The organism is Streptosporangium sp. NPDC053982 (assembly GCF_055585205.1).
Genome location: NZ_JBVJKQ010000006.1, coordinates 284161 through 304686, shown reverse-complemented (window position 1 = coordinate 304686; position 20526 = coordinate 284161). Strand labels below are relative to the sequence as shown.

Sequence of the window (20526 nt, the reverse complement as noted above, 5' to 3'; positions counted from 1 at the left end):
GCCCGGTCACGTCGCGGTGACGGGCGGCTCCGCCGCCTCCTCCAGGGCGCCGACCAGGCCCGCCAGGTCGCGCATGAGCCGCTCGGTGCGCTCGGTGCCGTAGGCCGCCTCGATCACCCGGTGGTGGCCGGCCACCCCGCCCTCCACCCGGCCGAGCAGCTCGGCGCCGCGGTCGGCGAGGAAGACCGCGACCCGGCGGCGGTCGGCCGGGTCGTGGCCGCGGTAGACGAGGGAGCGGTCGATGAGCCGGTCGATCGCCTTGGTCAGCGTCGGGTGGGGCATCAGCACGGCCTCGGCCAGGTCTCCCATGGAGTGGCCCCGGCCGTCGGCGAGGGCGCGCAGGATACGCCACTGCTCGACGGTCACGCCCTCGGCGGTCACCGCGGCGGCGAGCCCGCGGTTGACGCTGCGCTCGGCCCGGCTGAGGAGGTAGGCGAGCGAGGAGCCCAGCCCGGTGGTCGCCACGTGACGCTCCCGTCTCGGTCGGGTGACGGGCCTGTCGGCGCCCGTCGGCAGTGGAGGATACTCCGCAGTGTGGCAGACATCGTCACGCCCGTCATGGAACCGCTGGAAGCCCGGTTGCTGCGGAGCGCCGCGCTGCGCGTCGGGCTCGTGGTGCCCCTGTCGGGGGTCCTCGGCCTGGTCGGCCCGTGCGCGGTCAACTGCGCGGTCCTCGCCGCCGACGAGGTCAACCTCGCGGGCGGGATGCTCGGCAGGCCCGTCGAGCTGGTGCTGGTCGACGGCGGCGGGCCGGCCGCGCGGGTGGCGGCCGAGGTCGCCGGGCTGGCGGCCTCCGGGGCGATCGACGCGGTGGCGGGCACGCACGGCAGCGACGTGCGGATCGCGGTCGTGCGGGCGCTGGGCGGCCGGGTGCCGTTCGTCTACGCCCCGCCGTACGAGGGGGGCGGGCACGCGCCGGGGGTGTACTTCCTCGGCGAGACGCCGGGCCGGCAGCTGCGGCCGGGCCTGGACTGGCTCATCGACCGGCGGCGGGCCCGCAGGTGGTTCCTGCTCGGCAACGACTACGTCTGGCCGCGACTGGTCCACGGGACGGCCCGGCGTCACCTGCGCTCGCGTGGCGCGGAGGTGGCCGGGGAGCGGCTGGTGCCGTACGGCGTGCGCGACTTCGCGCCGGTCCTGGCCGAGCTGGCCGCCTGCCGGGCCGACGCCCTGCTGGTCAGCCTGATCGGCAGCGACCTCGTCTCCTTCAACCGGGCCTTCGCCGAGGCGGGGCTGTCGCATCCGCGGCTGTGCGGGGCGCTGGAGGAGCACGGCCTGCTCGGCATCGGCGGTGACGCGACCGGCGAGCTGTACGGGGCGATGGGGTATTTCGCGAGCCTGGTCACCGACGAGAGCCTGAGCCTGGGCGAGCGCTACGTCCGCCGGTTCGGCCCCGACGCGCCGCTGCTCAACGGGCACGGCCAGGGGTGCTACGAGGCGGTGCTGATGCTGGCCGCGCTCGCGGGCCGGGCCGGGACGCTGGCCGTGCCCGCGGTGGACGCGGTGGCCGACGGCGCCTCCGTCGTCACCGCGCGCGGGCGGCTGACCCTGCTGAACCGGGGGGTGCGGCGGCGGGCCCATCTCGGCCGGGCGGACGGTCTGGACTTCGACATCGTCCGTTAAATCTTTCTATAGAAAACTTTTCATATGGAAGGATCGCCCCTAAGGTACGACCGGACCCCTTTCCGGCGCTTAGGAGCTCGCTTCCATGACCACCGAGCCCTCCATAGAGCAGTTCGGCTACCGACAGGAACTGCGCAGATCCCTCACCTTCACCGACCTGCTCGTCTACGGCCTGATCTTCATGGTCCCGATCGCGCCGTTCGGCATCTTCGGCAGCGTCTACCAGGGCTCCGGGGGCATGGTCGCGCTGACCTACGCCATCGGCATGGTCGCCATGGCGTTCACCGCGTCGTCCTACGCGCAGATGGCCCGTGCCTTCCCGATGGCCGGCTCGGTCTACACCTACGCGGGACGGGGCATCGCCGCCCCCGTCGGATTCCTGTCCGGGTGGGCGATCATGCTCGACTACGTGCTGGTGCCGGCGCTGCTCTACCTCATCGCGAGCGCGGCGATGGCGTCGTTCGTGCCCTTCATCCCCATCTGGGGATGGCTGATCGTGTTCGTGCTGCTGAACACGATCGTGAACTACACCGGCATCCAGATGACCGCGCGGGTCACCAAGATCATGCTGGTCGCGGAGCTGATCGTCCTGGCGATCTTCCTCATCGTCGGCGCGGTCGCGCTCCTGTCGGGCAAGGCCCAGGTGGGGGCGCTCAGCCCGCTGTTCGACTCCTCGACGTTCTCCTGGCCGCTGGTCTTCGGGGCGGTCTCGATCGCGGTGCTGTCCTTCCTCGGCTTCGACGGCATCTCGACGCTGGCCGAGGAGAGCCAGGTCGACAGCCGCCGGCTGGGCAAGTCGATGATCGCCGCGCTCGGCCTGGCCGGCGCGCTGTTCATCGCGCAGACCTGGGTGGCCGCGCTGCTCGTCCCCGACCGCGCCCGGCTGCTGTCCCAGGGCGACCCGGCCGGCACCGCGTTCTACGACGTCGCCGAGTTCGCCGGGGGCCGCTGGCTCGGCATCCTGACCGCGGTGGCCACCGCCATCGCCTGGGGTTTCGCCAACTCCCTCGTCGCCCAGGCCGCCACCTCGCGGCTGCTGTACGCGATGGCCCGTGACCGCCAGCTCCCGTCCTTCCTCGCCAAGGTGGACCCCCGGCACCGGGTGCCGGTCAACGCCACCCTGCTGACGGCGGCGGTGTCCCTGGCCGTCGGGCTGTACCTGACCACCCGCCCGGACAACGGCATCCCGCTGATCAGCGGGCTGGTCAACTTCGGCGCGCTGGCCGCCTTCCTCGTGCTGCACGTGTCGGTGGTCGTCCACTACGTCGTACGGCGGCGCAGCCGCGACCTGTGGCGGCACCTGCTCGCCCCGGTCATCGGCTTCGCGATCCTGGGCTACGTCGTGATCAACGCCAGCTTCGAGGCCAAGACGCTGGGGCTGTCCTGGATCGCCCTCGGCGTCGTGCTGCTGGCCGTCTCCTACGCACTGGGCCGCCGCCCCACGCTGTCCGGGATGCACGGCGACGCGCCGGAGCCCTCGGCCTCCCGCTCCGGGCGGACGGGGGACGCGCGATGAACGTCGTCTCCTACCGGCCCGAGCCCTCCGAGCTGAGCTACACCTTCGGCGGGCGGCCGGCCGTACGGCGGATCCGGCCCGGCACCGTCGTCGAGATGTACACCGAGGACTGCTTCGCCGGGCGGGTCCGCTCCGTCGGGGACCTGCCCTCGCGCGTCTGCGACTTCCCCTACCTGAACCCGGTCACCGGCCCCTTCCACGTGGAGGGCGCCGAGCCCGGCGACACGCTCGCCCTGCACTTCGTCTCCATCGAACCGGCCAGGGACTGGGCGGTGTCGGCGACCTTCCCGCACTTCGGCGCGCTCACGCCCACCCACGCGACGGCCATGCTCGCCCCGGCGCTGCCGGAGGTCGTCTGGCGCTACGACATCGACGCCGAGGCCCGCGTGGTCCGCTACCACGCCCGCAACGGCGACTTCACCGTCGAGCTGCCGCTGGACCCGATGCACGGCACGGTCGGCGTGGCGCCCGCCGCGTCCGAGGCGCGGATGACGATCACCCCGGACACGCACGGCGGCAACATGGACACCCCCGAACTGCGGGCCGGGGTCACGGTCTACCTGAACGTCAACGTCGAGGGCGGCCTGTTCGCGGTCGGCGACGGCCACGCCCGCCAGGGGCACGGCGAGGTCTGCGGCACCGCCGTCGAGGCGGCGATGAACACCGTCGTCGCGGTGGAGCTGGTCAAGGGGGTGACCACCCCGTGGCCGCGCCTGGAGGACGACACCCACCTGATGTCGACCGGCTCGGCCCGCCCGCTGGAGGACGCCTACCGGATCAGCCAGCACGACCTGGTCACCTGGGCCTCGGAGGTCACCGGCCTGGAGACCCTGGACGCCTACCAGCTCGTCAGCCAGATCGGCGAGGCGCCGGTCGGCAACGTCTGCGACACCAACTACACGATGCTCGCCAAGATCCCCAAGGCGTACCTCGGAGGTCCGGCGGTCTACGAGTCGGCCCACGAACGGCTGCGCGCCCTCGGCCGGGCCTACCTCGGACAGCGCTGACATCTTCGGGCCCGGATCAGGGGCGGGCCCGGCATGTCCCCCCGGCCGTCCGGGCCGTCCTGCGACGCGGCCCGGACGGCCGGCTGGGGCCTAGGACCTGTCAGGTCCTAGAGGGCGTCGGTCGCCGGGTGGATCGCCGCCCGGACGATGTCCTCGCAGACCGCGTGGGTGACCAGGGCGTCGCCGGCGTCGATGACGACGCCGGAGCGGACCGCGTCGAGGAACTCCCGGCAGACCTGCTCGATGCCGCGCTGCTCGCCGACCGGGACCCAGTCGCCGCGCCGGGTCAGCGTCTCCCCCCCGGCGTAGTCGATCACGTCGGCCAGGTTCACCACCCGGCGCTTGACGCCCCCGCCCATGACCTCCACGGTCTCCTCGGACGCGCCGCTCGTCCTGCTCATGATCCCGAACGCGGTGAAGCCGTCGCCCGACAGCTCCAGCGTCACGTGCTCCAGCAGGCCGTCGGCGACCCGGGTGCGGATCTGGGTGTGCTCGACCGGGCCGGGCGCCAGGAACCTGAGCGTGTCCACGACGTGGACGAAGTCGTCGAAGATCGCGACGCGCGGGTCCTCGGGGAGGTCCCTGCGGTTCTTCTGCATGACCACCAGGTCGCGGGGCAGGCCGAGCAGCTCCCGGTAGGACGGCGCCCGGCGACGGTTGAAGCCGACCAGCAGCGACCGCCGCCGCTCGCGGGCGAGCCGTACCAGACGCTCGGACTCGGCGTAGGTGTAGGCGATCGGCTTGTCGAGGTAGACGTGGACGCCCGCCCGGAGCAGCGGCTCGACGACCTTGACGTGCGCGGCGGTCGCGGCGTGCACGAAGGCCGCCTCGACCCCGGCCTCGATCACCTCCTCCACCGAGGTGGAGCGGGACGCCACCCGGTAGGCGTCGCCCAGGCGGTCGAGGGTGTCGCGGTTACGGGTGCTGAGGTGGATGTCGAGGCCGGGCAGCGCGGACAGGACGGGCAGGTACGCCTTCTCCGCGATGTCCCCCAGGCCGATCATGGCGATCTGCATGCTCCGAGCGTACGGCCTACGCCGCCGCCGCGAGACGGTTCCGCCACCACGCGATCGTCGAGGTCAGCGCCTCGTCGAGCGGGGTGGGCGACATGCCGAAGGTCGTCTGGAAATCGGTGGAGTCGAGAACGAAGGGCCGGGTGAACTGGTATCGCAGCTCCTCCAGCTCGCCGAGCATGGGCGAGAAGGCGCCCCCGGCGCGGACCAGCCAGTGCGGCATCGCCCTGACGCCCGGGTTGCGGACGCCGGCCAGCTCGCACAGCCGGTCGGCGACCTGGGCGGCCGGCAGCGGCGCGTCGGTGGGGATGTGCCAGGCGCGTCCCCAGACCCGGTCGTCCCCGGCCGCCGTCACCAGGGCCCGCGCCACGTCGGGGGTGTAGGTCCAGCTGTGCGGCTGCCCGGGGTCGCCGATGAAGCGGGCGACCTTCCCCGAGAGCAGCCGGGGGACGAACCTCTCCCCCAGGTGCGCCTGGTCCAGCGAGCCGGGGCCGAAGTAGTCGGAGGCCCGCAGCTCGGTCACCCTGACCCGGCCGGCCTCGTGCGCGGCCAGGGCGTCGCGCCACAGCCGCACCCGGACGGCGCCCTTGGCGCTGGGCGGGGTGAGCGGGTCGCTCTCGCGCATCGGCCGGTCGGGGGCGGCGTAGCCGTACAGGCAGCCGAGGATCACGTATCCGGCGCCGGAGGTCTCGGCGGCGCCGAGCATGGAGGCGGCCATCGGGGGCCACGCCTCGGCCCAGCGGTGGTAGGGCGGGTTGACGCAGTTGAACAGGGTGGCGGCGCCCCTGGTGAGGCCGGCCATCCGGTCGCGGTCGGCCACGTCCGCGGCGACCCGGCGGACGCCCGGCAGTTTGGGGCCGGAGCCGGAACGGCTGACGAGGACCACCTCGTCACCCCGCTCGGCCAGCAGCCGGGCCACCTGCGAGCCGACCTGCCCGGCCCCCGCGACGACGTGCTTGCTCATGGTCGCTCTCCCTCTCACTCTCACTGGTCTCTCACCGGTTCTCACTGCTTCTCACTGGTTCCACAGCAGCCGCAGCCCCGCGTTGACGAGGAAGACCGCGGCGAGCAGCGCCCCCGCGCCGGTACGGCCGGCCGCCACCAGGGCCGCCGCGCCGCCGCCGAACCAGACGACCTCCAGGGCGACCCGGCCGAGCCCGGTGGCCGGGATCGGCGCGTTGGCGCCGCCGCCCGCGCCGAAGACCGCCCAGACCACGGCGAACGCCACCGGGGCGCCCAGCCCGAGGAGCAGCCTCATCGGCCAGTTCGCTCCGGTGGTGAAGCCCCAGACCCCCGCCGCGACGAGGACGCCCAGCTCCAGCAGGAACATGACGAGGAGGTTCGCGCCTTTAGCGAGGTTCAGCATGGGGGGCTCCGATGAGATCGTTGCTTCGTTGTGAGAGCAATGCTCTCTCAAAAGAGAGACTCTCGTCAAGAGCAGTGCTCTCTTTTATTTCCGCCGCTCTGATATCGTCCTGACCATGAGCTCAAGCCGAACAGCACGGGAACGGGTCAGAGCCGAGCTGACCAGGGAGATCGCCGACATCGCGCGCCGGCAGCTCGCCACCGAGGGGGCCGCGGGGCTCTCCCTGCGGGCCGTCGCCCGGGAGATGGGCATGGTCTCCTCGGCGATCTACCGCTACTTCCCCTCCCGGGACGACCTTCTCACGACCCTGATCCTCGACGCCTACAACGCCCTCGGCGAAGCCGTCGAGAACGCCGACACGGCCGCGCCCCGCGAGGACCACACCGGCCGGTGGCTGGCGGTCTGCCACGCCGTACGGGACTGGGCGCTGGCCCACCCGCACGAGTACGCCCTGCTGTACGGCTCGCCCGTACCCGGCTACCAGGCGCCGCAGGACACCGTCGCCGCGGCCGTGCGCGACACCGTCGTCTACGGCCGCATCGTCTCCGACGCCTTCCACGCCGGGGCGCTGAACCCGCCGGACCTCACCCCTCCCACGGCCGCGTCGTTCGCCGAGGACGCCGCCCGGATACGGGGGATCATCCCGGACGTCCCCGACGACGCGATCGCCCGCGCCCTGGTCGCCTGGACCGGCCTGTTCGGCTGGGTCAACTTCGAGCTGTTCGGCCAGTTCAACAACGCGATCCTCGACCGCGGCCCGGCCTTCGACCACGCCATGCGCTCCCACGCCGCCTACCTCGGCCTGCCCCTCTGAGCCCGTCACCGAGCTCATCCCGCCGCGGCTCCCGGCCGGGCCCGGGAGCCGCACCAGGCCGGCCCTCGAAGGGGCATGACCTCGGACGTGGCGCGTGTGACCTCAGGGTCGGCCGCACGCCCCGGGGCAGAACCCGGCCTCGGGGAAGCGCTGTGACGGCCCGTCCAGGAGGGGCTGCCGCCGTGACTTCAGGTGCCGGTCGAGGAAGGCCGCCACGTACGAGCGGACGAGCTCGGCGGACCGCGCCGCGGTCAGGACGCCGGGAGGGTGCCTGATGCCGAGGGCGTCCTCCAGCAGCGGCGAGTCGGTGAAGGAGCCGTGTTCGCTGCCGGACAGCACCAGCCAGCGCTTCCACCCGGTCAGCCGCTTCCAGTCACGGTCCCACGAGGTGTCGCGGCCCCCCGGGACGTGCTGCGGCGACCCCATGAACATGAACGGCCGGGAGAGGCCGCTCCGGGGGATCCGGGCGTAGGTGGTGCCGTCCATGTCGATCCCGGCCCGCACGCGGGGGTCCTCCACCATGGCCGCCAGGGCGGCGGCCCCGCCGATCGACTGGCCCGCCATCGCGATCCGGGTGCGGTCGATCAGGCCGTGCGCCCCCCACCCGGAGATCAGCCGGTCGAGCACGAAGGAGACGTCGGCGGCCCGGCCCCGGACCACGCCCGTGCCGAAGCCCGGGTCGGTGTCGCTGTCGCAGGCGAGGCATCCGGCGACCCGCCCGCCGGGGAGGGTCGTGGCGTGACTCTCGTAGGTGTGGTCGATCCCGGCCACGACGTACCCCCGGCCGGCCAGGTCCTCGGCCAGGGAGGTGAGCGTGCTCACCGGCTCGGTGAAGCCCGGCGAGAGCACCACCAGCGGAAGCCTCCGTCCGGCGGGGGCGGCGTCCTTGACGGCGTTCGTACGCGTCCTGCTCAGCGTGTCGTACGGCACGCCGGCGATCCCCTTGCCCTTCAGCAGGAGCTCCGACTCCTCGGGCGTCATGTACGGCGCCCGAGGCCCGTCCCGCCGCCCGGCCGGGTACCACAGGGTGACCTTGAGTTCTCTGGCGTCGGCGTCGAGGTTCCACGGATCAGGGCGGGAGGTGTCCTTCAGGTACAGGGCGGTGGTGCCGACCGGGTGGGGGCCGGTCGGGGCGGGCAGGGCCGCGGGGCCGGTCGGCGTGACCGGCGGGGTGCCGGTCCGGGGCGGCGTGGGCGTGGAGCAGGCGGACACTGTCAGGACGGCCAGGACGGCCAGGGCTGTCAGGGCTGTCAGGACGGCCGGTCCCGCGACGACGGCCGGGAACTGTCTCATGGAGAGGTCCGATTCACTCGTGCAGCAGGGTCAGGGCCTTGACCAGCGCGGGGTCGCGCCCGGCGGCCGCGTCCTCGGGGGTCGGGGGCACGTGGTGGTCGGGCGGCACGCCGATCCGGTCGATCACCTCACGGTCAGGCCCCAGGTGGTGCCTGGCGGGGAGGCTCAGGACGGTGTTGTTCCTGAGCAGGTATGGCTGCGCCGGGCCGGAGACGACCCCGGCGGTCCTGGTGCCGACCAGCCGGCCGGCGCGCAGGTCCTTGACCGCGGCGCTGAAGTGCTCGCAGGCCGAGGCGCAGCCGCGGTCGACGAGCACCACCAGCGGCAGGCCGAGCAGCTCGACGGTGCCGTCGGTCCACATGGCCTGGCACCTGTCGTCCACGGTGCACTGGTAGGCGGTGACCCTGCCGTGGACGAACGCGCTCACCAGCCGGGTCGCCTCCGCGGGGCTGCCGCCGCCGTTGCCGCGCAGGTCCAGCACGAGGCCGGACAGCGTCCGGCCCGCGCGCAGCCTGGAGACGGCCTTGAGAACCCTGTTCGCGGAGTCGGAGGCGAACCCGCGCAGCCGTACATAGGCGACGTCGTCGTCCAGCAGCTTCGACGTCACCACCCGCAGGGTGGCCGGATCCTGCGGGTAGAGGCCGGGCTTGAGCGTGACGGTCCGGCGGCGGCCGGTGCTCTGCCGCAGGAGTCGCAGTTCGACCGGGCGCGCCTCCGGATAGCGCGGGTAGAGGGCGGCGATCGCGGGGCCGGCCTTCCCGTCGACGAAGGGCGCCGAGCCGTTGATCGATTCGATGACGTCACCGGGGCGCAGCCCGGCGGCCCGCGCAGCGCCGCCCGGTACGGCGGTGACGAACAGCGGGGGGAGCGCGGCGCCGGGGTCGCCGTCCACCTGCGGGCCGCTGACGTTCGCCTCGACACCCAGGTCGTAGCCGTCACCGTCGTAGTGGTCGGGCGGCGTTCTGACATCGTGCGTCCAGCGGGCGTGGTCGTCGCCGAGGGCGGCCACGACGGCCTCGAGGGTGACGACGGCCAGCCTGTCGCGAAGGCCGGGGACCTTATCGGTGATCTTCCGGTAGGCGGCTTCGAAGGCGGCCCAGTCGGCTCCGCGGTCGCCGGTCAGCGCGGGCATCGTCGCCTCGGGCAGGTCGCGCCCATCGCGGTTCAGCTCCTGGGTCAGGGCGACGAATCCGGCGGTCAGCAGCGAGCGCGCGTCCAGGGTGGCGCCGCCGTAGTGGTTGCCGAGGATGCAGAAGTACGCCTGTTCGATGATGTCGATCGTGGTGGCCGTCTCCGGCCCGGGGATTCCGCGAGGCCGCGCGCAGACCGTGCCGGCGGCCGTGCCCGCCTGGCTGCGCGGCGGCGGCGGCGTGGTGCAGGCCGCCGCCGACAGGAGGGCGAGCCCGGCGGCCGCGGCCCTGACGGCGGTCATGATCGTCTCCTTCGGCGATCGGATGCCCGGGGTGCCGTGCTCACCGATGACCTCGGCACGCCCGGTCATGACAGACGCCTGCGGATCCACCAGAAGCAGAACCCCGTGAGACCGGCGGTGAGCAGGGCGTAGATCCCGGTCTCGATCCACTGGAAGGGCCAGAAGCGCTCAAGGGGGTGGTAGGTCGCCCGCTGCCGGTAGCCGAGGCCGTTGACCTCGGCCAGGCACGCGCCCATTTCCGGCGATCTTCCCATCGGCGCGCAGGGGCCCGACGTGGTGGAGACGCCGACGGGGCCTTCCTCTCCGACACGGGCGATCGTGCGCCCGGACGGGTCGAGGAGGTCGCTGGACAGGGCCCAGGCGCCGGGATGACCGGGAACGACCGGCCTCAGCACGATGTGCGCGGATCCGGTCTCCCCGTCGATGGCGATGCCGGGCACGTTCGCCTGGCTGATCTCGAAGGTCTCGGTGATCGGGGACATCAGGTGGGGCCGGACCAGCAGCGGCACGGCGAACTGGACCGCGACGAAGGCGGTCAGGGTGAGGGCCACGGCGGGCAGCGTGCGGCGCACCAGCATGCCGACGGTCACGCCCAGGACGACGGCGAAGGCCGCGTACCCCATCGGGGTGATGCCGCGCGCGCCGAAGACCAGGGGAGCCATCACGGCCAGTTCGGGAACGGCCGACCTGTCCAGGGGGCCGGACCACCAGGTCACCACGAGGCCGCACAGGCAGGCGGCGGCCGTGGCGGTCAGGCCGATGAGGCCGAGCTTGACCGCCAGCCAGCGGCCGCGGGTGACGCTCTGGTTCCACACCAGCAGGTGGGTGCCCGCCTCCAGTTCGCGGGTGATCAGCGGTGCTCCCCAGAAGAGCCCGAGGAGGACGGGCAGGAGCAGCACGACGAGGCTGACGGCCAGGAAGGGCAGCTGGTGGCCGTCGAAGAAGCGGTCGTAGAAGCGCTCGCAGGTGTCGTCCCTCGTACAGGCGGCGATCCCCGCGGAGTAGCGGGAGGCCAGGTCCGGGCCGGTCAGGGCCAGGACGGCGGTGAGGACGACGAGGACGGCGGCCGTCATCGCGGCCGAGCCGCGGAACTGGCGCCAGGTCAGCCAGATCATCGCCGCACCTCCAGGGCGACCCGCCGGCCGTCGGTGACGGACCCGTCCATGTGGGCCAGGACGAGGTCCTCCAGGCCGAGCCGGCTGACCGTCCAGGCGGGGTCGTGGATCGGGGCGTCGGTGCGGACCACGTACGTGCTCTGCCGGTCGGTGTGGTGTGCGGAGACCACGTGCTGGTCGGCGGGGAGCCTGCCGGGGTCGCGGCGCGGGCCGGTGAGCCGGTGATGGGTGCTCAGCAGCGTGTCGATCTCCCCGGCGACCCGGACGCGCGAGTCGACGAGGACGATCAGGTAGTCGCAGACCCGTTCCAGGTCGGAGACCAGGTGGGAGGAGAGGACGACGCTGAACTCGTGCTCGGCGACGGCCTCCATCAGTCCCCGCATGAACTCGCGGCGGGCCAGCGGGTCGAGCGCGGCGACCGGCTCGTCCAGGATCAGCAGCTCGGGCCGTTTGGCCAGGCCCAGGGTGAGGGCGAGCTGGGCGCGCTCGCCGCCGGACAACCCGCCCGCCCGGTGGGCGGGGTCGATGCCGAGCCGGGCGATGCGCTCCCGCGCCGCGCCGTCGTCCCAGCGGGGGTTGAGCCGCGCCCCCAGCCGCAGGTGCTCGGCGACGGTCAGTCCCGCGTAGACGGGGGCGTCCTGGGCGACGAACCCGACCCTGGCCAGCTGCGCGGGCGTGCTTCCCGGCCGGCCGCCGAGCACGGTGACGCCGCCCGCCGTCGGTTCGAGCTGACCGCAGGCCAGCTTCAGCAGCGTGGTCTTGCCGGCTCCGTTGGGACCGACCAGCCCGACGACGTGACCCGCCGGGATGTCGACGGTGCACTCGCGCAGCGCCCAGCGCCTGCCGTACCTCTTGCCCAGTCCCCGGGCCTGTAAGACGGCGGTCACGCTATGTCCTCCTGAGCGGTGGTCCGGAAGGTCGTCATGAAAAGGGCCTCGATGCTCTCGTCGTCGAGACCGGCCAGGCGGGCCTTGGTCAGCCAGCGGCGCAGCTCCTGACGCAGCGGCCCGTGCGCGGCCAGCGAGGCGTCGGTCAGCGTCCTCGTCACGAACGTCCCGACGCCGGGCCTGGCGGCCACCAGTCCTTCGTGCTCAAGCTCCCGGTAGGCCTTGAGCACCGTGTTGGGGTTGATCGCCAGCCGCGCCACCACCTCCTTGACGGTCGGGAGCCGGTCGCCCTCACGCAGCAGGCCGAGCCGCAGCGCCTGCCGTACCTGCTGGACCAGTTGCAGGTACGGCGAGACGCCCGACCTGCCGTCCAGATAGAACTCGATCACTGTTTCCACCATTTATCTAGTCTCCTAGTACTTTAGGCTAATGGATGTTGATGGATCATGGGAAGCACCCCGCAACCGGCTCTTCCGCGACGGCTGATTCCATGGGATGCCGGGCCGGGGCGCCGAGATCATCTAGGCTGGGCGGTCGTGGAGTATTTCGTGTACGGCCGCGACCGTCCCGGCACGTTCGGGCTCAAGGTGGATCTGAGCGAGGACCACTGGGCCTTCATGGACGGGTACGCCGAGGTGCTGGTCGCCCGGGGTCCCACGCTGACCCACCATGGCGACGAGGCCGAGCCGACGGGCAGCCTGCACATCGTCGACCTCCCGGATGCGAAGGCCGCCCGCGCGTTCGCCCACGAGGAGCCGTACCACCGGGCCGGCGTCTTCGCGTCGGTGCTGCTGTACCGCTTCCGCAACGTCCTGGGCCGCACCATGTGGGACTTCACCGGGGCCGTGGACGGCTACGACCGGTTCCTGGTGCTCGCCATGGGCGGCCCCGGCCCCGCGCCGGCCACGTCGGAACACCTGATCGTGTACGGCGAGCTGCTCTCCCTCGACGGTGAGACGCGGCTCGGCCGGGCGGCCCTGGTGGAGGCTCCGGACCGGGAGACCGCCGCGGCGCTGTTGCCGGCCGGCGGCGACGGCCGTACGGAGGTCCATCCCTGGCGCTTCGGCGGCAGACCCGCTCAGGGCCGCTGACGACCGGCGAGAGCGACCCGGCCATGTCGAGAGCCGACGTGGCTCATCGGATGAAGGCCCGTCCGGGCGGCAGGCCGAGATCGCTCGCCGTCGTCACTTGTAGTTCGGTGAACCGGCTACACGTGGAACTAAAAGTTATTTGTAGTTTCGCGAGGCCACAGTGCTGTTTCCCGATCAGCCCAGGCCTCGGGGCACCTGCCGCCGTCGGCTCCGCACCCGAGGTCTAACCGGCTCCGCATCCAGGCCTCATTCCTCGGAGCGGGCGAACAGTTCGAGGTGGGAGCAGCGGGTGCAGCGGAACGCCTCGATGATCCAGCGCGTCTTTCCCATGCGCCTGGCGTTGCCGAGCGGGCCGCGCTTCAGAGGACCCGCGATCCAGCGACCGTATCCCCGTGAATGCTCTCCGGCGTCCTCGACGAATCCCGGCTCCAGGTCCGTGCCGTCACATTGGGTGCAGCGCATGGTCATGGTTTCCAGTCTCTCGGATTCCCAGAACTCCACCGGCCCGTACTTCCGGAGCGCCGACGCGGTAACGCTTTCTCCCTCTCGATGGCGACAGGGGCACGAGCTCATGATGACGTCCTCTCGCGCTCCGATCATCCGCATTTCGTGTCACTCGACAGGGCCGCCTCCCAGAGCGGCCTCAGCGATGAGTCGTGGGCCTTTCCGCGGTATGTACCGGCGGACCGACGAGTAGGGTCCGGTCACGGCCGGGACGACGAGGAGAGAGCCGACGATGACGACGAGTGGGGGCGCCGAGGAGTTCGCGGGCCGTACGGCGCCGTTCCGGGGGGAGTTGCTGGCGCACTGCTACCGGATGCTGGGCTCGGTGCACGACGCCGAGGACCTGTTGCAGGAGACCATGCTGCGGGCCTGGCGGGCCTACGACCGGTTCGACGAGCGGCGAGCCTCGCTGCGCACCTGGCTGTACCGGATCGCCACGAACGCCTGCCTCACCGCCCTGGAGAAGCGGGACCGCAGGCCGCTGCCGTCGGCGATCGGCGCTCCGGGCGACGATCCGGAGGGGCCGCTGACCCCGGGGTGGGAGGTGCCCTGGTTGCAGCCGTTCCCGGACGCGCTGGTGCCGCCCGCCCACGGTGACCCGGCCGCCGTCGTCGCGGCCCGGGGAAGCCTGCGGCTGGCCCTGGTGGCGGCCATGCAGTTCCTGCCCGCCCGGCAGCGCGCCGTGCTGATCCTGCGCGACGTCCTCGACTGGCCAGCGGCCGAGGTGGCCGAGGCACTGGGCACCACGACGGCCGCGGTGAACAGCGCCCTGCAGCGCGCCCGCGCGCGGCTCGGCGAGACGGCTGCGGCCGGCGAGGACGGCATCGGCGAGCCCGCGGACCCCGCCCGCCGGGCGCTGATCGACCGGTACGTCACGGCGTTCGAGAACGCCGACGTCGCGGCGCTGGAGCGGCTGCTGACGGAGGACGTCGTCCTGGAGATGCCGCCGTTCCTCGACTGGTTCACCGGGCGGGCGGCCTACGGCCGTTTCATCGCCCGCGTCTTCGCCATGCGGGGCACCGGCTGGCGGATGGTCCCGACCTCGGCCAACGGCCAGCCCGCGGTGGCGGCCTACGCGCGCGGGGAGGACGGCCGCCATCACCTGCACACCCTTCAGGTGTTCACCGTCGCCGGCGGGCTCGTCCGCCGTAACACGGTCTTCCAGGACGCCGGGGTGTTCACGGTCTTCGGGTTGCCCGCCGTGCTGGAACCGGGGGCGTTCCCGGCGCGGGCCGGTGGGGCGGGGCCGGGAAATCATATGTAGACAGTCTACGTATCAGCGGTTAGCTTGAGCCCATGAGCGAACTCAGGCGATGGCCGTGGCTTCCCTCCGTGATCGCCGGCGGGCTGGTGCTCGCCCTCATGCTGCTGCTCTACGCCGGCAAACCGCTGCGTGGAATCGTGCTCGCCAGCGCCGTCAACATGGCGTGCGTCGCCTTCTTCCTGGTCGGCGGGATGTTCTTCGCCGCGCGGGTTGCGACCGGGCGGGGCGGGGCGGCGTTCGTCCGCCCGCTGCTGGCCGCCCTCGTGCCCTTCGCGGGCTGCCTGCTGGTCGTGGTGGTGTCCCGGCGGCTCACGCTGCCGGACGAGCCGTTCGCCGAGTCCTTCCTGCAGGACGGGCTCGGCCGGGCGGTCGTCGTCTACCTGCCCGCCGCGGCCGTGGGCTACGTCGCCGAGCTCTTCCGGCGGGTCCGCCCGGCGGGTCCGCGCCGCCGCTGAGCGTCCGGCGGCCGGCTCTCCCCCCGGGCCTCGGCCAGGCGGCCGGTCTCCCCGAGGCGGCCGGGCGGCCGGTCCCTCCTGCCGGACCTGCCGGAACCGCGGCCCGCCACGGCAGGCACCGCGGGCGGCGTACTCCCACGGGGTGATCCGTACCGCACCGAGAGTAGGCCGTTCGCCTCCGTCCGGCGGACGACAGCGCGGGCCGCGTCGGACACCATCGCCAGTGACCGTCCGACGACGGGCGGAAGCGATGGAACAGGAAGGAGCGAACCGTGCGCAAGGTCTACGTCGTGCTGGCCGGCCTGCTGCTGGCCTCCGTGGTCGTGCAGTTCTACTTCGCGGCGGTCGGCGCGTTCGACAGGCCCATGGAGGAGGGCTCGTTCGCGCTGCACGACACGTTCGGCATGATGGCCATCCCGATCCTGTCGCTGCTGGCCACCGTGGCCGCGGCCCTGGCCAAGGCGCCCGGACGGCTGATCGGGTTCACCCTGCTGCCGCTGGGCCTGGTGATCGTCCAGGTGCTGATCGTGGTCCTGGGCAGGGCGCTGAACGACGACACCGGCTACACCACCACCGCGGGCCTGGCCGTCCTCGGCCTGCACGCGATCAACGGCTTGGCCGTCATGGGGGCGGCCGGATCGGTCCTGCGACGGGCCAGGGCTCTGGCGGCGGCCCCGGCCGGAGCCGCGTCCGGCGGGACGGCACCGGGAGAGCCCGCGGCGCGCGTGTCATGAGCGTCGCCACCCTCATCACGTTCGACCTGCTGGTCTCGGTCCTGGTCGCCGTGGCGTGGCTGGGGGCGGGCGCGGCGGCGGCCGCCCGGCGGTCCGGGATCGCGCTGGCCCTGTTCGTCGCGGCGGCCGTCCTGTCGGTGGCCCGCGCCGTCACCGCCGCCGTGCTGGCCGGGGCGGGCTGGTGGTTCGTCCAGGAGAAGATCACCCTCACGGTGCCGCTGCTCGCCGTCGCCGGACTGCTCGCGGCGGCGGTGGCCGGGCCGCGCCTGGTCAGGGCGGCCCGCGGCGGCGGGGCGGACCTCGCGGGGCGGCCCGCCGTCGTCGTCCCGCTGCTCGGCGCCGGCTACGCCGCCGTGGCCGGGCCGGTGTACGCGCTGCTGCTCGGATACCCGGCGACCTGGAGCGCCGGGCTGGTCACGGTGGCCCTGGTCGGGGCGGCCGTGCTCCTCACCTGGCGGATCGTCTCCGCCCCCGTGTCCCTTCCGGCGTCCGCCACGAGGGTCGCCGTCGCGGCGGCACTGGCGGCGGGGCTCGCCGGGACGGGGCTGGCGTTCGTCCCCGCCCCGGAGACCGACGCGGGCGGCGGGCCGCCGAGCGGCCACATGGCCGCCGGGCACCGGGCGGACGGCCGTACGGCGGACGCCACCGGAGCCCACACCGCCGGTGAGCACGCGACCGGCGTGGACGCCATGGGAGAGCACGCGCCGGAGACGCGCGGAGCCGCGGTGGGAGACGCCCGGCCGGTGACCGCGCTGCGCGGCCCCTCCGAACCCGCGCCGGGCGGCACGGTGCGCAGGTTCACGCTGACCGCCCGCACCGCCACCGTCACCCTGTCCTCCGGGCGGCGCGTGGCGGCGTGGACCTTCGACGGCCGCGTGCCCGGCCCGCCGATCACCGCCGTCGAGGGCGACCTGATCGAGGTACGGCTGCGCAACGCCGACGTCACGTCGGGCGTGACGATCCACTGGCACGGCTACGACGTGCCCGCCGGCGAGGACGGGGTCCCGGGCCTGACCCAGGACGCCGTACGGCCCGGTCAGGAGTTCACCTACCGGTTCCTGGCGGACCAGGCGGGGACCTACTGGTACCACACGCACGAGGTCTCCGACATCGGCGTCCGGAAGGGTCTCTACGGCACGCTGGTGGTCAGCCCCCGGGCCGGCGGACCGGCCGGTTCCGGCTCCGACTCCGGCTCCGGCTCCGGACCCGGTGCGGCGTCCGGCGGGGAGAGCGGGCGGACGCGGGACGGCGGCTCCGGCGGACCGGACGTGTCCGCGGCGGGACTGGATCTCACGCTGCCGGTGCACACCTTCGGGGGCGCGACGGTGCTCGGCGACCAGGACCGGACGATCGAACGGTCCGCCGCCCCCGGGACCCCCGTACGGCTCCGCCTGGTCAACACCGACGACACGCCGCACCGGTTCACCCTGGCGGGCACGCCGTACCGGCTGGTGGCCGTGGACGGGCAGGACCTGAACGGCCCCGGCGGGCTGGGCAGGACCGGGCTTCGGCTGCCCGCGGGAGGCCGTTACGACCTGGCGTTCACCATGCCCGCGGCGCGGACGGTGCTGCTCGCGGTGGACGACCGTACGGAGGGTCTGCGGCTGTCATCGCGGGAGGGCGCCGGGGGCGCCTCGGCGCCCGCTCCGTCGGCGAGCCCGGCGCCCGCGTCGGAGTCCGGATCGGGAACCGCCCCGGGGGCCGGTTCCGGGGCGGCCGGACCCGCGGGCGCCGCGGGGAGCGCCGGGGACGGCGCGAGCTGGCCGGAGCTCGACATCACCCGGTACGGGACCCCGGCCGGCACGCCGTTCGGCTCCGGCAACCGCTTCGACCGGCGGTTCACCCTCGTGCTCGACCGCGGCCTGACGTTCTCCGGCGGCCGGCCGATGTACGCGCACACGGTCAACGGCCGCGCGTTCCCGTCCATCCCCACCCAGGTCGTCAGGGACGGCGAGCTCGTCCGCTTCACCGTCGTCAACCGGAGCCGTGACACCCATCCCTGGCACCTGCACGGGCATCGGGTGCTGGTGCTCTCCCGTGACGGGCGGGCGACGGGCGGCAGCCCGCTGTGGCTGGACACCTTCGACGTGCGTCCCGGCGAGGTGTGGGAGGTCGCCTTCCGCGCCGCCAACCCGGGCATGTGGATGAACCACTGCCACAACCTCGCCCACGCCGACCAGGGGATGGTCCTGCACCTGGACTACGAGGGCGTGACCACGCCGTTCCACGGCGCCCACGGCGGCTGAGGGCTCCCCGCCCGGCCGGCGGACGACGGGTCCCCGCGACGACGGTCGCGGAGACCGCGTCCCCGGCACACGGGACGTGCCGGGGGCGCGTCCCTATCCCCTGCCGAGCACCCGGCGCGCGATGCCGCCGAAGACCTGGTTCGGCCGCTGCTGCTCGCCGTGCAGGGCGTTCAGGACGACGAGGCCGCCGGTCATGGCGGGGATGACCCACTGCACGACGCGCAACCGCCGCTGCACCCGGGCGACGTCCTCCGGGGTCTCCTTGCCGGGCTCCAGGGCGCCCTCGGCGGGCACGTCGCCCGCGCGCTCCAGTTTCTTTCCCAGCGCCCTGCTGTAGGCGGTGGCGACCATGGCCCCCGCGGTCAGCGCCGCCTTGGCGGTGCTGCTCTTCCCGACGCCGCTCTGGGTCGCGACACGGCCCTTGTTGGCCGACAGCACGGCGGCCGAGCCGATGAGGTTGGCGGCGATCCCCGCGGCGTTGACCGGGGTCCACCGGCTCCATCCGACGTTGGCCACCCTCGTCCGCTCGCTCCGGTCGTCGACCGCCGAGGCGGCGCCGTTGAGACCGACGGCGCCCATCAGCGATCCGCCGAACCAGGCGGCCATGCCGAGGTCGTGCACGGAGCGCACGATGGTGTTGCGTTGCATCTCTTTCCCCTGTCCCCGAGCGGCGGGCCCGCCGGTTCCCCGGCGGCCCGCCGCGTTCCATTGCGGCGGGGACTGCCGTACCCGACGTGTGGGCCGCAACCCTTCTGGGTGGAACTTCATTCTGCGGAAACCGGGGGCGGCCGCCCCACACGCGGTTCGGGCCTCCCGAAGAGAGGTGAATCACACTGGAGAAGTTCGCCGGCCGTTGTCCCGGGCTTCAGGCCGCCGTTCCCGGACCCGCCACCGGCCCGTCCAGGATCGCGACGGGCGACACGACCGCGGCGAGCGGCGGCGTCTGCGCGAGCGCCCCGGACACCCCGGTCACCACGGACGCCGTCTTCAGCGAGCCCGTCGGGGGCGACCCGGCCGCCATCGTGCGCAGGCTCTGCGGCCTGGTCCACCAGACTCCCGCGGGGGCGCGGATCCAGGTCGCGCACTTCGTCATGTCCGGTACGGCCGGCACGGAGTTCGCCGAGGAGCTCGCCGAGGCCCACCGGCGCGGCGTCGAGGTGCGGGTGATCCTGGACGGCGACAAGCGCGGCGCCACCGTGGCGTCGCGGCTGGCGACCGAGCTGGGCACGGACACCTCGGCCGGATCGTGGGTGCACGTCTGCACCGGCCCGATGTCGGGCGGCACGGCGGCCTGCATCGGGGACAAGGGGCAGCACAACAAGTTCTACACGTTCTCCCGGACGGGCCGGGCCTCGAACGTGGTCGTGCAGTCGTCGGCCAACCTCACCGACCTGAACTCCACGACGTACTGGAACAACGCGGTCGTCCTGCCCGGCAACCGGCGGCTGTACCAGGCGTACGACGGCTACTTCGCCGACCTCGCGGCGGAGCGGAAGAACCTCGACTACTACCGCGTCGTCAACACCGGCGCGGCCGGCGGCTCGGTGCGGGCGCACTTCTTCCCGCGGGCGGGCACGGACGCCTCCACCGACCCCGTCGTCGAGTACCTCGACAAGGTCTCCTGCGAGGGCCGCACGAAGCTCCGCGTCGGGATGTCGGAGTGGGACGCCTACCGCGTCGCGATCCCCGAGCGGCTCCGCGATCTCGCCGCCCAGGGCTGCTCGGTGCAGATCGTCTACGGGATCATGGACGACGAGGTCAGGCGGCTGCTGCTGGCCGAGCCCCGCGTCGAGCTGCGCGCCCTCGGCGACGGGAACGCGCTGCCCGGCCGCATCCACTCCAAGTACCTGCTGGTCGAGGGGTCCTACGACGGGGACCGCGACGCCCGCTGGGTCTTCACCGGCAGCCACAACTACAACGAGACGTCGCTGCGCCGCAACGACGAGACCATGCTGCGGCTCAACGACAAGACCATCTACCGGCGCTACGTCGCCAACTTCGACAAGGCCCGCGCCGCCGCCGTACCGGTTTCCGCGACCTGAGCACCCGCCCCGCGGCCCGGAAAGGCCCGCGACTCCCCCGCGAGCCGTACGGCGGTGCCCGGAAGCACGCCGTACGGCCGGCGCGGTCAGGTCCCGTCCGGGCGGGTGGGCCCGGACGGGACCT

General features: G+C 73.3%; 22 protein-coding genes. 10 read left to right on the top strand and 12 right to left on the bottom strand.

Going from position 1 to position 20526, the window contains the following annotated elements:
* Window positions 1-6: 6 nt before the first annotated feature.
* Window positions 7-465, bottom strand: a complete 459-nt coding sequence (locus tag ACZ6W9_RS13045; RefSeq protein ID WP_470117811.1) for a MarR family winged helix-turn-helix transcriptional regulator — start codon at window positions 463-465, stop codon at window positions 7-9.
* A gap of 69 nt (window positions 466-534) precedes the next feature.
* On the opposite strand from ACZ6W9_RS13045, the gene ACZ6W9_RS13040 reads away from it, so the two are divergent.
* The 3 genes from ACZ6W9_RS13040 to ACZ6W9_RS13030 all read left to right on the top strand — a co-directional run bounded on the left by ACZ6W9_RS13040 (window position 535) and on the right by ACZ6W9_RS13030 (window position 4146).
* Window positions 535-1623 carry a substrate-binding domain-containing protein gene (locus ACZ6W9_RS13040; protein ID WP_362928437.1) on the top strand — a complete coding sequence of 363 codons (1089 nt, stop codon included), beginning with the start codon at window positions 535-537 and terminating at the stop codon, window positions 1621-1623.
* Window positions 1624-1708: 85 nt separating this feature from the next.
* Window positions 1709-3139, top strand: coding sequence for an APC family permease (locus ACZ6W9_RS13035; protein WP_389955636.1), 1431 nt, complete (start codon window positions 1709-1711; stop codon window positions 3137-3139).
* Window positions 3136-4146 (top strand): acetamidase/formamidase family protein, encoded by a 1011-nt coding sequence (locus ACZ6W9_RS13030; RefSeq protein ID WP_389955638.1) that lies wholly within the window; start codon window positions 3136-3138, stop codon window positions 4144-4146. The genes ACZ6W9_RS13035 and ACZ6W9_RS13030 overlap by 4 nt, the downstream gene beginning before the upstream one ends.
* 107 nt (window positions 4147-4253) lie before the next feature.
* On the opposite strand, the gene ACZ6W9_RS13025 is transcribed toward ACZ6W9_RS13030, so the two are convergent.
* From ACZ6W9_RS13025 to ACZ6W9_RS13015, 3 genes are read right to left on the bottom strand one after another with little or no spacing between them, the layout of a single operon-like run.
* Complete coding sequence (locus tag ACZ6W9_RS13025) at window positions 4254-5162, bottom strand: Gfo/Idh/MocA family protein (protein WP_389955640.1); 909 nt, start codon at window positions 5160-5162, stop codon at window positions 4254-4256.
* A 16-nt stretch (window positions 5163-5178) separates the two neighbouring features.
* Entirely contained in the window at window positions 5179-6123 is a 945-nt protein-coding gene (locus tag ACZ6W9_RS13020) for an NAD-dependent epimerase/dehydratase family protein (RefSeq protein WP_389955643.1), read from the bottom strand.
* 51 nt (window positions 6124-6174) lie between these two features.
* Window positions 6175-6525, bottom strand: a complete 351-nt coding sequence (locus tag ACZ6W9_RS13015; RefSeq protein ID WP_389955646.1) for a YrdB family protein — start codon at window positions 6523-6525, stop codon at window positions 6175-6177.
* Window positions 6526-6640: 115 nt separating this feature from the next.
* On the opposite strand from ACZ6W9_RS13015, the gene ACZ6W9_RS13010 reads away from it, so the two are divergent.
* A complete protein-coding gene (locus ACZ6W9_RS13010) occupies window positions 6641-7339 on the top strand; it encodes a TetR/AcrR family transcriptional regulator (protein ID WP_470117807.1) in 699 nt (232 codons plus the stop codon).
* 102 nt (window positions 7340-7441) lie between these two features.
* Here the strand turns inward: ACZ6W9_RS13010 and ACZ6W9_RS13005 are convergent, their stop codons facing one another.
* The 5 genes from ACZ6W9_RS13005 to ACZ6W9_RS12985 all read right to left on the bottom strand — a co-directional run bounded on the left by ACZ6W9_RS13005 (window position 7442) and on the right by ACZ6W9_RS12985 (window position 12467).
* On the bottom strand, window positions 7442-8632 hold the full coding sequence (locus ACZ6W9_RS13005; RefSeq protein WP_470117805.1) for an alpha/beta hydrolase family protein: 1191 nt from the start codon (window positions 8630-8632) through the stop codon (window positions 7442-7444).
* A gap of 13 nt (window positions 8633-8645) precedes the next feature.
* A complete protein-coding gene (locus ACZ6W9_RS13000; RefSeq protein WP_470117803.1) occupies window positions 8646-10064 on the bottom strand; it encodes a S41 family peptidase in 1419 nt (472 codons plus the stop codon).
* 65 nt (window positions 10065-10129) lie between these two features.
* The gene (locus ACZ6W9_RS12995; protein ID WP_389955657.1) at window positions 10130-11179 is read right to left on the bottom strand and encodes an ABC transporter permease; all 1050 of its coding nucleotides are present in this window, start codon (window positions 11177-11179) and stop codon (window positions 10130-10132) included.
* Window positions 11176-12066: an ABC transporter ATP-binding protein gene (locus tag ACZ6W9_RS12990; RefSeq protein ID WP_389955660.1), complete on the bottom strand. Its 891-nt coding sequence runs from the start codon at window positions 12064-12066 to the stop codon at window positions 11176-11178. Before ACZ6W9_RS12990 ends, ACZ6W9_RS12995 begins: the two co-directional genes overlap by 4 nt.
* Entirely contained in the window at window positions 12063-12467 is a 405-nt protein-coding gene (locus ACZ6W9_RS12985) for a GntR family transcriptional regulator (protein WP_362928413.1), read from the bottom strand. The genes ACZ6W9_RS12990 and ACZ6W9_RS12985 overlap by 4 nt, the downstream gene beginning before the upstream one ends.
* 135 nt (window positions 12468-12602) lie before the next feature.
* Here ACZ6W9_RS12985 and ACZ6W9_RS12980 point away from each other — a divergent pair, with 135 nt between their 5' ends.
* Window positions 12603-13157, top strand: a complete 555-nt coding sequence (locus tag ACZ6W9_RS12980) for a YciI family protein (protein WP_362928411.1) — start codon at window positions 12603-12605, stop codon at window positions 13155-13157.
* Window positions 13158-13403: 246 nt separating this feature from the next.
* On the opposite strand, the gene ACZ6W9_RS12975 is transcribed toward ACZ6W9_RS12980, so the two are convergent.
* Window positions 13404-13625, bottom strand: a complete 222-nt coding sequence (locus tag ACZ6W9_RS12975; RefSeq protein WP_362928409.1) for a hypothetical protein — start codon at window positions 13623-13625, stop codon at window positions 13404-13406.
* Window positions 13626-13893: 268 nt separating this feature from the next.
* On the opposite strand from ACZ6W9_RS12975, the gene ACZ6W9_RS12970 reads away from it, so the two are divergent.
* From ACZ6W9_RS12970 to ACZ6W9_RS12955, 4 genes are all read left to right on the top strand, one after another.
* Entirely contained in the window at window positions 13894-14925 is a 1032-nt protein-coding gene (locus ACZ6W9_RS12970) for a sigma-70 family RNA polymerase sigma factor (RefSeq protein WP_470117799.1), read from the top strand.
* Window positions 14926-14957: 32 nt separating this feature from the next.
* Window positions 14958-15380, top strand: a complete 423-nt coding sequence (locus ACZ6W9_RS12965) for a hypothetical protein (RefSeq protein WP_389955669.1) — start codon at window positions 14958-14960, stop codon at window positions 15378-15380.
* 272 nt (window positions 15381-15652) lie between these two features.
* Complete coding sequence (locus ACZ6W9_RS12960) at window positions 15653-16114, top strand: DUF6220 domain-containing protein (RefSeq protein ID WP_389955672.1); 462 nt, start codon at window positions 15653-15655, stop codon at window positions 16112-16114.
* On the top strand, window positions 16111-18360 hold the full coding sequence (locus ACZ6W9_RS12955) for a multicopper oxidase family protein (RefSeq protein WP_470117797.1): 2250 nt from the start codon (window positions 16111-16113) through the stop codon (window positions 18358-18360). The genes ACZ6W9_RS12960 and ACZ6W9_RS12955 overlap by 4 nt, the downstream gene beginning before the upstream one ends.
* A gap of 93 nt (window positions 18361-18453) precedes the next feature.
* Here ACZ6W9_RS12955 and ACZ6W9_RS12950 read toward each other — a convergent pair whose 3' ends face one another.
* Both ACZ6W9_RS12950 and ACZ6W9_RS12945 read right to left on the bottom strand, forming a co-directional pair.
* Window positions 18454-19008 carry a hypothetical protein gene (locus ACZ6W9_RS12950; protein ID WP_470117795.1) on the bottom strand — a complete coding sequence of 185 codons (555 nt, stop codon included), beginning with the start codon at window positions 19006-19008 and terminating at the stop codon, window positions 18454-18456.
* Between the two features lie 217 nt (window positions 19009-19225).
* Window positions 19226-19453, bottom strand: coding sequence for a hypothetical protein (locus ACZ6W9_RS12945; protein WP_470117793.1), 228 nt, complete (start codon window positions 19451-19453; stop codon window positions 19226-19228).
* Between ACZ6W9_RS12945 and ACZ6W9_RS12940 the strand changes: the two genes are divergently transcribed.
* The gene (locus ACZ6W9_RS12940) at window positions 19452-20402 is read left to right on the top strand and encodes a phospholipase D-like domain-containing protein (protein WP_470117791.1); all 951 of its coding nucleotides are present in this window, start codon (window positions 19452-19454) and stop codon (window positions 20400-20402) included. The two genes, ACZ6W9_RS12945 and ACZ6W9_RS12940, sit on opposite strands and share 2 nt — an antisense overlap.
* Window positions 20403-20526 lie beyond the last annotated feature (124 nt).

Bases quoted from the DNA above. Each gene is read 5' to 3' on its own strand.
- ACZ6W9_RS13015 (WP_389955646.1), bottom strand. From the start codon at position 6,525: ATGCTGAACCTCGCTAAAGGCGCGAACCTCCTCGTCATGTTCCTGCTG.
- ACZ6W9_RS13005 (WP_470117805.1), bottom strand. From the start codon at position 8,632: ATGAGACAGTTCCCGGCCGTCGTCGCGGGACCGGCCGTCCTGACAGCC.
- ACZ6W9_RS13030 (WP_389955638.1), top strand. From the start codon at position 3,136: ATGAACGTCGTCTCCTACCGGCCCGAGCCCTCCGAGCTGAGCTACACC.
- ACZ6W9_RS13000 (WP_470117803.1), bottom strand. From the start codon at position 10,064: ATGACCGCCGTCAGGGCCGCGGCCGCCGGGCTCGCCCTCCTGTCGGCG.
- ACZ6W9_RS12985 (WP_362928413.1), bottom strand. From the start codon at position 12,467: ATGGTGGAAACAGTGATCGAGTTCTATCTGGACGGCAGGTCGGGCGTC.
- ACZ6W9_RS13025 (WP_389955640.1), bottom strand. From the start codon at position 5,162: ATGCAGATCGCCATGATCGGCCTGGGGGACATCGCGGAGAAGGCGTAC.
- ACZ6W9_RS12975 (WP_362928409.1), bottom strand. From the start codon at position 13,625: ATGACCATGCGCTGCACCCAATGTGACGGCACGGACCTGGAGCCGGGA.
- ACZ6W9_RS12950 (WP_470117795.1), bottom strand. From the start codon at position 19,008: ATGCAACGCAACACCATCGTGCGCTCCGTGCACGACCTCGGCATGGCC.
- ACZ6W9_RS13010 (WP_470117807.1), top strand. From the start codon at position 6,641: ATGAGCTCAAGCCGAACAGCACGGGAACGGGTCAGAGCCGAGCTGACC.
- ACZ6W9_RS12940 (WP_470117791.1), top strand. From the start codon at position 19,452: ATGTCCGGTACGGCCGGCACGGAGTTCGCCGAGGAGCTCGCCGAGGCC.
- ACZ6W9_RS12970 (WP_470117799.1), top strand. From the start codon at position 13,894: ATGACGACGAGTGGGGGCGCCGAGGAGTTCGCGGGCCGTACGGCGCCG.
- ACZ6W9_RS12955 (WP_470117797.1), top strand. From the start codon at position 16,111: ATGAGCGTCGCCACCCTCATCACGTTCGACCTGCTGGTCTCGGTCCTG.
- ACZ6W9_RS13035 (WP_389955636.1), top strand. From the start codon at position 1,709: ATGACCACCGAGCCCTCCATAGAGCAGTTCGGCTACCGACAGGAACTG.
- ACZ6W9_RS13020 (WP_389955643.1), bottom strand. From the start codon at position 6,123: ATGAGCAAGCACGTCGTCGCGGGGGCCGGGCAGGTCGGCTCGCAGGTG.
- ACZ6W9_RS12945 (WP_470117793.1), bottom strand. From the start codon at position 19,453: ATGACGAAGTGCGCGACCTGGATCCGCGCCCCCGCGGGAGTCTGGTGG.
- ACZ6W9_RS12995 (WP_389955657.1), bottom strand. From the start codon at position 11,179: ATGATCTGGCTGACCTGGCGCCAGTTCCGCGGCTCGGCCGCGATGACG.
- ACZ6W9_RS12965 (WP_389955669.1), top strand. From the start codon at position 14,958: ATGAGCGAACTCAGGCGATGGCCGTGGCTTCCCTCCGTGATCGCCGGC.